General features: G+C 54.6%; 8 protein-coding genes. 3 read left to right on the top strand and 5 right to left on the bottom strand.

The genetic code is table 11. From position 1 onward, the window contains the following. Positions 1 to 181 precede the first annotated feature (181 nt). Genes hemG through pepQ form a run of 4 tightly spaced genes read right to left on the bottom strand, consistent with a single transcriptional unit; the run spans position 182 to position 4,165 of the window. The gene (hemG, locus tag FN082_RS11180; RefSeq protein ID WP_139537425.1) at positions 182 to 715 is read right to left on the bottom strand and encodes a menaquinone-dependent protoporphyrinogen IX dehydrogenase; all 534 of its coding nucleotides are present in this window, start codon (positions 713 to 715) and stop codon (positions 182 to 184) included. A gap of 11 nt (positions 716 to 726) precedes the next feature. After that, positions 727 to 2,178 carry a Trk system potassium transporter TrkH gene (gene trkH, locus FN082_RS11175; RefSeq protein ID WP_139537424.1) on the bottom strand — a complete coding sequence of 484 codons (1,452 nt, stop codon included), beginning with the start codon at positions 2,176 to 2,178 and terminating at the stop codon, positions 727 to 729. 41 nt (positions 2,179 to 2,219) lie between these two features. Further along, a complete protein-coding gene (locus tag FN082_RS11170; protein WP_142981579.1) occupies positions 2,220 to 2,834 on the bottom strand; it encodes an IMPACT family protein in 615 nt (204 codons plus the stop codon). Beyond that, a complete protein-coding gene (gene pepQ, locus FN082_RS11165; RefSeq protein WP_142981578.1) occupies positions 2,834 to 4,165 on the bottom strand; it encodes a Xaa-Pro dipeptidase in 1,332 nt (443 codons plus the stop codon). The genes FN082_RS11170 and pepQ overlap by 1 nt, the downstream gene beginning before the upstream one ends. 190 nt (positions 4,166 to 4,355) lie before the next feature. Here pepQ and fadB point away from each other — a divergent pair, with 190 nt between their 5' ends. From fadB to FN082_RS11150, 3 genes are all read left to right on the top strand, one after another. Beyond that, positions 4,356 to 6,545, top strand: coding sequence for a fatty acid oxidation complex subunit alpha FadB (gene fadB, locus FN082_RS11160; protein ID WP_142981577.1), 2,190 nt, complete (start codon positions 4,356 to 4,358; stop codon positions 6,543 to 6,545). Positions 6,546 to 6,554: 9 nt separating this feature from the next. Then, entirely contained in the window at positions 6,555 to 7,718 is a 1,164-nt protein-coding gene (fadA, locus tag FN082_RS11155; protein WP_142981576.1) for an acetyl-CoA C-acyltransferase FadA, read from the top strand. Positions 7,719 to 7,844: 126 nt separating this feature from the next. Next, positions 7,845 to 8,156 carry a hypothetical protein gene (locus FN082_RS11150; RefSeq protein WP_139537419.1) on the top strand — a complete coding sequence of 104 codons (312 nt, stop codon included), beginning with the start codon at positions 7,845 to 7,847 and terminating at the stop codon, positions 8,154 to 8,156. Positions 8,157 to 8,199: 43 nt separating this feature from the next. Here FN082_RS11150 and fre read toward each other — a convergent pair whose 3' ends face one another. Next, complete coding sequence (gene fre, locus FN082_RS11145) at positions 8,200 to 8,901, bottom strand: NAD(P)H-flavin reductase (RefSeq protein ID WP_112217105.1); 702 nt, start codon at positions 8,899 to 8,901, stop codon at positions 8,200 to 8,202. Positions 8,902 to 8,920: the final 19 nt, after the last annotated feature.

The raw sequence follows: 8,920 nt of genomic DNA, 5'->3' as shown, positions 1-8,920 counted from the left end.
GCGTTTATTTTCGCTTTTCTCTGCCGGCGTTCATCGCTGAACCCCGCTAACCCGGCGGCCTGTAAGCCGTTGTTCCGTGTCAGTGGAGGCGCATTATAGGGAGTAATTCTGAAGTGACAAGAGGTAATTGCAAAAAACTTTTCGTTCGCTCAACTTTCCACCACAAGGATGATTTTACGCGCTACTTGCTGGTCATTTGCGCAATTTCCCGCGCAAATCGACCAACCTGTTGCCAGTCGGTATAAACAACCTCTTTACTGATATCTGTTTCCCCGCCAGTCATCCTCATAATAAGGCGAATCATAAAGCGGTCATACCAACGATAGCGCGGATAGCGAAGCGCCCCAGCAAACACCGCACTATGCTGCGGTTGCCACGGTGAGTTAAGCAAGAACTTACGTGTATAGCTATTGGTCTGCGGGGTGCGTTTCTCTGGTTTACGCGCCACAAGGTTAACCGAGAAAAAAGCTCCTGGCAGCGACTGCAGCGACTGTAGGTGCTTTTTCACAAATCGCTCCAGCGCCGGGTGAAAGTGGCCATAGCGGATTGATGCGCCAATCACAACGCGATCGTACAGAGGCCACGCGATGTCATGAGTACGGTTAAGGTCAATCGTATCGGAATCAATCCCCTGCTCTTTTAATTCGGATGCCAAATAAGAGGCTATTTCACGCGTTTGCCCGTCACGGGTAGAGAATAGAATTAAAGTTTTCACAGACACTCCTGTTATTCGCGCCAGAAAGTCGGAGTAAATAGCACCAGTAAGGTGAACACTTCCAGACGACCAAACAGCATATTAGCAATCAAAATCCATTTCGCGACCGGGTTCATCGTCGCAAAGTTATCCGCTACAACGCCCAACCCAGGCCCAAGGTTATTCAACGTCGCAACCACCGAAGCAAAAGCCGAGAAATCATCCACGCCGGTAGCAATAATCGCCAGCATACTGATGATAAATACCAGCGCATAAGCGGAGAAGAATCCCCAGACGGCTTCCAGGATACGCTCCGGCAGCGCACGGTTCCCCAGTTTAATACTGTATACCGCATTCGGGTGGACCAGGCGTTTCAGCTCACGGTTCCCCTGCTTGAACAGCAGCAAGATACGAATAACCTTCAAACCACCACCGGTTGACCCAGCACAACCGCCGATAAAAGCCGAGCATAGCAGGAGTACAGGGAGGAATAGCGGCCAGCGGGCAATACTATCGGTAGTGAAGCCCGCTGTCGTCGCCATCGACACAACCTGGAAGAACGCCTGGTTTATCGTCATTAGCGCTGAGCCATAGACGTTATGCAACCACAGCACCAGGGTACATACCACCACCAGCGTTAGCTGTACGCCGATAAACATACGGAATTCCGGATCGCGCCAGTACACTTTCAGGCTACGCCCGCTGAGCAATGAAAAGTGCAGACCGTAGTTACAGCCAGATATCAGCAGGAATATCGCAATAATGGAGTTAATCGTTGGGCTATTAAAGTAACCCACGCTGGCGTCATGAGTGGAGAACCCGCCAATTGCGATAGTTGAGAAGCTATGTCCGATGGCGTCGAATGCCGGCATTCCGGCAAACCACAACGCCAGCGCACAGGCCACAGTCAGTAAGACATAGATAAGCCACAGCGTTTTCGCGGTCTCAGCAATTCGTGGCCGCATCTTATTGTCTTTCAGCGGCCCAGGCATTTCAGCCCGATACAGCTGCATCCCCCCAACGCCCAGTATTGGCAGTATCGCTACCGCCAGCACGATGATCCCCATACCGCCGAACCACTGCAGCATCTGGCGATAGAAAAGAATCGCATGGGGTAACGAGTCTAGCCCCACCAGCGTGGTTGCCCCGGTCGTTGTCAGCCCCGAGAAGGATTCAAAGAACGCATCCGTCACCGTCAGGTTAGGCTGTTCAGCAAAGATAAACGGCAGCGCCCCCACACTACCCAGCACGGTCCAGAAGAGGACCACGATCAGAAATCCTTCGCGGGATTTCAGTTCGCCTTTCTCACGTCGGTTAGGCCACCACAGAAGTGAACCGATCGCAAGGGCAACAAAAAAGGTCTGGGTAAACGCCCGCCCCGCACCATCGCGATATATCAGGGCCACTAATCCCGGCAGGATCATCGTCCCCGAAAACAAAATGACCAACAGTCCAACGATTCGGGTTATCGCGCGAAAATGCATCTCTGGCGCTTCCTTTGATATGCAAAAAAATCAGGTGGGGATTATTCGTCAATCTTCAGTAATTGCAACGAACCGCGACTAAAATCAGCCAGTTTTGCTGAAAATAGCGCCACTTCAGCCAGAGGAAGCGCCACGCGCAGCTGAACAGACGCTTGATATTCGCTTTCGACAATTTTCCCTGAGAACTGAGCCAACAGCGTTTCAATCCCGGCTAACTGCCCGTATTCACACTGCAAAGTATATGCGGTCAGCGGCGTCTTGCGCTGCGTTGTGAGCTGCGCAAGCGCCTGATGAACACCGCCGCCGTATGCTTTCACCAGGCCGCCGGTGCCCAGCAGAATACCACCGTAGTAGCGCACAACGACAGCGGTTATCTCTCCGACGCCGCTACCCATCAGCTGCGCCAGCATTGGCTTGCCCGCCGTTCCTGCCGGTTCACCATCATCGGAAAAACCCAGCTGCTGTGAGTCATTCGGCGGCCCCGCCACCCACGCCACGCAGTGGTGTCGGGCATCAGGATGATCCGCCCTGACTGACTCAACAAACGCCTTTGCCGCCGTTACGCCGTTGGTATGCGCCAACAGCGTAATAAAGCGGCTCTTTTTTATCTCTTCAACAAAGGTGACCGGCTCAGCCGGTATCAACCAGCTTTCCATTACGCCAGTTTCAGGTCGCGCGTCATATTTTCGATGCTGTTTTCGTGGATCACCACGTTATCTTCAATGCGGATGCCGCCAAACGGTTTTAACGCTTCAATTTTCTGCCAGTTGAAGTGCTTGCTGAACTGCCCTTCGCGCCACGGCGCCAGCAGCGATTCAATAAAGTAGATACCCGGCTCAATGGTCAGCACCATTCTTGGTTGCAGTACGCGCGTGCAGCGCAGGTAAGGATATTTTGCCGGCGCAGCCAGGTGAGTACCGGTATCATCCTGCATAAAACCGGCGACATCATGAACCTGCAGACCCAGAGGGTGACCAATACCGTGCGGCATAAACGGCCCGGTCAGGTCATTTTCAACCATCGCTTCTTCGCTCATATCCTTGACTATCTGATGCTTACGCAGCAGTTTGGCAATGCGCTGATGGAACTGGATATGATAATCCACGTAGCTCACGCCCGCCTTCATAGTGCTAATCAACGCCAGCTGTTCATCATTAACGTCTTTAACCAGCTGCGCATAGTCATTATCGCCGTGAGCCGCCCAGGTGCGCGTCAGGTCAGCCGCGTAACCGTTGTATTCCGCCCCCGCATCCAGCAGGAAGCTACGCATTTCCGCAGGTGCGCGATGATCAAGCTTAGTGTAATGCAGCACGGAGGCATGCTCGTTCAGCGCCACAATATTGCTATAGGGGACGTCAGTATCACGATGCCCCGTCGCGGTCAGATAGGCCTGGTTGATATCAAACTCGCTCATCCCGGAGAGGAACGCTTCATGAGCCGCCTGATGACCGTTAACCGCTGATTTTTGCGCCTCGCGCATACAGGCTAGCTCGTAGTCGGTTTTATAAGAGCGATAGTAGTGTAGATAATCGATAACCCCTTTCGGGTTGACTTTATCCGCCGCAATGTCTAATCCCAGCGCACGTTCCGGTACCGGTCCGATATATGCGATATTGCCGCGTGCGGCAGGCAGCAGGCTACCAATACCCTCCGCTTTCGGCAGAGCAATCACTTCCACATCTTCAGTCCAGAATGAGGTCGGCAGCGGCTCCACGTTGTGCCAGTAATCAACCGGTAGATAAAACCACAGCTTCGGTTTGTTGACGCCGTCCACCAGCAGCCAGCAGTTAGGTACCTGCGTAACCGGTACCCAGGCTTTAAACTGCGGATTGACCTTGAACGGATACGGATGATCATCAAGAAAAACGTTGAACAGTTCACCGGAGTGGATCAGCAATGCGTCCAGCTTGAAACGAGCCAGAACATCACGAGTACGCTCTTGTAGGGTAACGATATGATTTTTATAGAGACCGGCCAGTGATTCCATCTTTTATCCTTTGATTTTATTGGATCGTGATTCTCCGCATCTTAGCACATTGGCCCCAGACCGGGCGTTTTTACCGGATGTGATCCGACCAGCATTTATTTAAAGACTTATTTGCAATTCTTTAACATAAATTCCACACTCCGTCTCATCTGGTACGACCAGATCATATTGCTGGATTCAGGAGACTGACATGCTCTACAAAGGCGACACCCTGTACCTCGACTGGCGGGAAGACGGCATTGCCGAACTGGTATTCGATGCCCCCGGCTCGGTCAACAAGCTCGATACCGCAACCGTAGCCAGCCTCGGTCATGCGCTGGACGAACTCGAAAAACAAAAAGATCTCAAAGGGCTGCTGCTGCGCTCAGAGAAAGCGGCCTTTATCGTCGGCGCTGACATTACCGAATTCCTTTCTCTGTTCCTGGTGCCTGAGGAGCAGCTCAGCCAATGGCTGCATTTCGCCAATAGCGTATTTAATCGCCTGGAAGATTTACCTGTCCCGACCATTTCCGCCGTCAACGGCTATGCGCTGGGCGGCGGCTGCGAATGCGTACTGGCGACCGACTATCGTCTGGCGACGCCTGACCTGCGTATTGGCCTGCCTGAAACGAAGCTCGGCATCATGCCGGGCTTTGGCGGCTCGGTGCGGATGCCGCGGATGCTTGGCGCGGACAGCGCGCTGGAAATCATTGCCGCAGGCAAAGACGTTGGCGCAGAACAGGCCTTAAAAATCGGCCTTGTTGATGGCGTGGTTAAACAGGAAAAACTGATCGATGGCGCGATAGCGATTCTGCATCAGGCCATTAACGGCGATCTCGACTGGAAGGCAAAGCGCCAGCCGAAGCTGGAGCCTCTTCACCTGAGTAAAATTGAAGCCGCGATGAGTTTTACCATCGCCAAAGGCATGGTGGCGCAAACCGCCGGGAAACATTATCCAGCCCCAATTACCGCCGTGAAAACCATTGAAGCCGCCGCCCGCTTTGGTCGTGAAGAAGCGCTGAACCTGGAAAACCAGAGTTTTGTTCCGCTGGCGCATACCAACGAGGCGCGGGCGCTGGTAGGTATCTTCCTCAACGATCAGTACGTTAAAGCAAAAGCGAAGAAGCTGACCAAAGGCATCGAGACGCCCAAACACGCTGCCGTGCTGGGCGCGGGTATTATGGGCGGCGGCATTGCTTACCAGTCGGCCTGGAAAGGCGTGCCGGTTGTCATGAAGGATATCAACGACAAATCGCTGACGCTCGGTATGACCGAAGCAGCCAAACTGCTCAATAAACAGCTTGAGCGCGGCAAAATCGACGGTCTGAAGATGGCTGGCGTTATTTCCACCATTCAGCCAACGCTGGACTACGCGGGTTTTGAGCGCGTGGACGTGGTGGTCGAAGCCGTCGTTGAGAACCCGAAAGTGAAAAAAGCGGTGCTGGCGGAAACGGAAGATAAAGTGCGCCCGGATACCGTCCTGGCGTCAAACACTTCGACGATTCCGATTAGCGAGCTGGCCAGCGTCCTGAAGCGCCCGGAGAACTTCTGCGGAATGCACTTCTTTAACCCGGTGCACCGGATGCCGCTGGTTGAGATCATTCGCGGCGAGAAAAGCTCGGACGAAACCATTGCCAAAGTCGTCGCCTGGGCAAGCAAAATGGGCAAGACGCCGATTGTGGTCAACGACTGCCCCGGGTTCTTCGTTAACCGTGTGCTGTTCCCCTACTTCGCTGGCTTCAGCCAGCTGCTACGCGATGGCGCGGACTTCCGCAAAGTCGACAAAGTGATGGAGAAGCAGTTTGGCTGGCCGATGGGCCCGGCCTATCTGCTGGATGTGGTCGGTATTGATACCGCGCATCACGCCCAGGCAGTCATGGCGGCGGGCTTCCCGCAGCGAATGCAGAAAGATTATCGCGACGCAATCGACGCTCTGTTCGACGCCAACCGTTTCGGCCAGAAAAACGGCCTCGGCTTCTGGCGCTATAAAGAAGACAGTAAAGGCAAGCCGAAGAAGGAAGAGGATGCCGCTGTCGACAGCCTGCTGGCGGAAGTCAGCCAGCCGCAGCACGATTTCAGCGAAGAAGAGATTATCGCCCGCATGATGATCCCTATGGTTAACGAAGTGGTGCGTTGTCTCGAAGAGGGCATCATTGCCAGCCCGGCGGAAGCCGATATGGCGCTGGTTTACGGTCTGGGCTTTCCTCCTTTCCACGGCGGCGCATTCCGCTGGCTGGATACGCTCGGTAGCGCAAAATATCTCGATATGGCGCAGCAATATCAGCATCTCGGCCCACTGTATGACGTGCCGGAAGGCCTGCGCAGTAAAGCGCGCCATAACGAACCTTACTATCCCCCGGTTGAACCTGCCCGCCCGGTAGGCGACCTGAAAACGGCTTAAGGAGTCACAATGGAACAGGTTGTCATTGTCGATGCAATTCGCACCCCGATGGGCCGTTCGAAGGGCGGCGCCTTTCGCCACGTGCGCGCGGAAGATCTCTCCGCGCACCTGATGCGTAGCCTGCTCTCGCGCAATCCATCGCTTGAGGCAAGCGCAATTGACGATATTTACTGGGGTTGCGTTCAGCAAACCCTGGAGCAGGGCTTCAACATTGCCCGCAACGCGGCGCTGCTGGCGGAAATTCCGCATTCAGTGCCCGCCACCACGGTCAATCGGCTGTGCGGTTCTTCGATGCAGGCGCTTCACGATGCGACGCGTATGATCATGACCGGCGATGCCAGCGTGTGCCTGATTGGCGGCGTGGAGCATATGGGTCACGTGCCGATGAGCCACGGCGTGGATTTCCATCCGGGCCTGAGCCGTAACGTCGCTAAAGCCGCCGGGATGATGGGGCTAACGGCAGAAATGCTGGCGCGCCTGCACGGCATTAGCCGGGAAATGCAGGACCAGTTCGCCGCCCGCTCCCACGCTCGCGCCTGGGCCGCCACGCAGTCCGGCGCGTTCAAGGCAGAGATTATCCCAACCGGCGGTCATGATGCCGACGGCGTGCTGAAATCATACGGCTATGATGAAGTTATTCGCCCGGAAACCACCATCGAAGCGCTGGCCGCGTTGAGACCCGCGTTCGACCCGGTTACGGGTACGGTAACAGCAGGAACCTCTTCCGCCCTCTCCGATGGCGCCGCGGCGATGCTGTTAATGAGCGAAAGCCGCGCCCGCGAACTGGGCCTGAAACCACGCGCGCGAGTACGCTCAATGGCGGTTGTCGGCTGTGACCCGTCAATTATGGGCTATGGCCCGGTTCCCGCCTCAAAGCTGGCGCTAAAAAAAGCCGGGCTCTCCACCAGCGATATTGACGTGTTCGAGATGAACGAAGCATTTGCCGCACAGATCTTACCGTGCATTAAAGATCTGGGGCTGATGGAGCAGATAGACGAGAAGATCAACCTCAATGGTGGCGCGATCGCCCTGGGCCATCCGCTCGGCTGTTCCGGCGCACGCATCAGCACGACGTTGATCAACCAGATGGAACGCAAAGATGCCCAGTTTGGTCTGGCCACTATGTGTATTGGTTTAGGCCAGGGTATCGCCACCGTCTTTGAGCGGGTTTAATCGAAGAGTTAATCCCCTAAATAGTTTAGTTGCCGTTCTTCCCGCCTGTCAGGGGCGGGTTTTTTATTTCTGCTATTCCGTTATTATCACAAGGAACGTCACGATTATTAAGGATAATAACGACTTATGAAAAAACTCCCACTCATCCTTTTGCTCACTACATTCTCTACCGCAGCCATTGCCAGCGAACAGGATAATGCTCAGGCATGCCTTTCGTGGGGAATCAATAAAATGGCGCAAAACCCGGAAAGCGAGCAGATAAAGAACCTCGCCATCACCCATATCAATACCGAACGCTACGATGAGAAGATAGGTAGCCAGCATATCGCGACGCAGTTGGACGCTACGCTGGAAAAAGAGGGAAAAACCGTCGGGAAAATGCTCTGTTTGCTGGAAAACGAACGGCCGCTGTACGTTTATTTTAGCGACGTCCAGTAAAACAGCATCCGGGCTAAAAGCCCGGGTGCTTTTAGGTCAGCTATCAGATAAACGCAAAGGCATCGCCAAACAGGCGGTCTTCGCGGGCACCGCGTTCGTTGCAGAACAGGTCGCGGGCAATCTTGGCCATCTCAAAGCGGCCAGCAATATAGATATCATGCTCGCCCAGCGTACCGTAATCCTGCAGAACGGCAGTCAGCACGGTTCCGGTACGGCCGCGCCACTCATCCTCAGGCTGTTCAACAACGGGCTCCACGCGCAGACCAGGATGCTGCACGCTTAACGCTTCCAGCTCGGCCAAATCGTAGAGATGTTTTGCTTCGCGTCCACCCCAGTAGATAGCGATATCCCGATTCGGATTGCGCGCCAGCGCGGTGAGCAGAATCGAACGCACGTAAGAGAAGCCAGTACCTCCGGCGATCAGAATCAGCGGGCGTTCTTCATCATCGCGCAGCCAGGCTTCGCCATGCGGCATATCAACCACGATTTCACGCTCTTTCAGGATACGATCCATCACCGCCATCGCATACAGGTTAAGTTCAGATGCGCCAATATGCAGCTCGATAAACTCCTGTTCCGATGGCGTAGAAGCCATGGAGAATGGGCGCTTATCGCGTTCGTCCATCACGACCATCAGATACTGACCAGCGCGGAAGGAAAACGCCGCTTCCGGCACTAATCGAACGCGATACACGGTATCGGTAATCGCCTCCACCGAGGTCACTTTACAGCTTAAGGTTGTCATGCGTCCCCTCTGTCGGGTC

It is taken from the genome of Klebsiella spallanzanii, assembly GCF_902158555.1.
Classification (GTDB): Bacteria; Pseudomonadota; Gammaproteobacteria; order Enterobacterales; family Enterobacteriaceae; genus Klebsiella; species Klebsiella spallanzanii.
The sequence above is the reverse complement of the archived record's forward strand: the minus strand, read 5'-3'. Positions and strand labels throughout refer to the sequence as shown.

Bases quoted from the DNA above. Each gene is read 5' to 3' on its own strand.
- trkH (WP_139537424.1), bottom strand. From the start codon at position 2,178: ATGCATTTTCGCGCGATAACCCGAATCGTTGGACTGTTGGTCATTTTG.
- FN082_RS11170 (WP_142981579.1), bottom strand. From the start codon at position 2,834: ATGGAAAGCTGGTTGATACCGGCTGAGCCGGTCACCTTTGTTGAAGAG.
- pepQ (WP_142981578.1), bottom strand. From the start codon at position 4,165: ATGGAATCACTGGCCGGTCTCTATAAAAATCATATCGTTACCCTACAA.
- fadB (WP_142981577.1), top strand. From the start codon at position 4,356: ATGCTCTACAAAGGCGACACCCTGTACCTCGACTGGCGGGAAGACGGC.
- fadA (WP_142981576.1), top strand. From the start codon at position 6,555: ATGGAACAGGTTGTCATTGTCGATGCAATTCGCACCCCGATGGGCCGT.
- FN082_RS11150 (WP_139537419.1), top strand. From the start codon at position 7,845: ATGAAAAAACTCCCACTCATCCTTTTGCTCACTACATTCTCTACCGCA.
- fre (WP_112217105.1), bottom strand. From the start codon at position 8,901: ATGACAACCTTAAGCTGTAAAGTGACCTCGGTGGAGGCGATTACCGAT.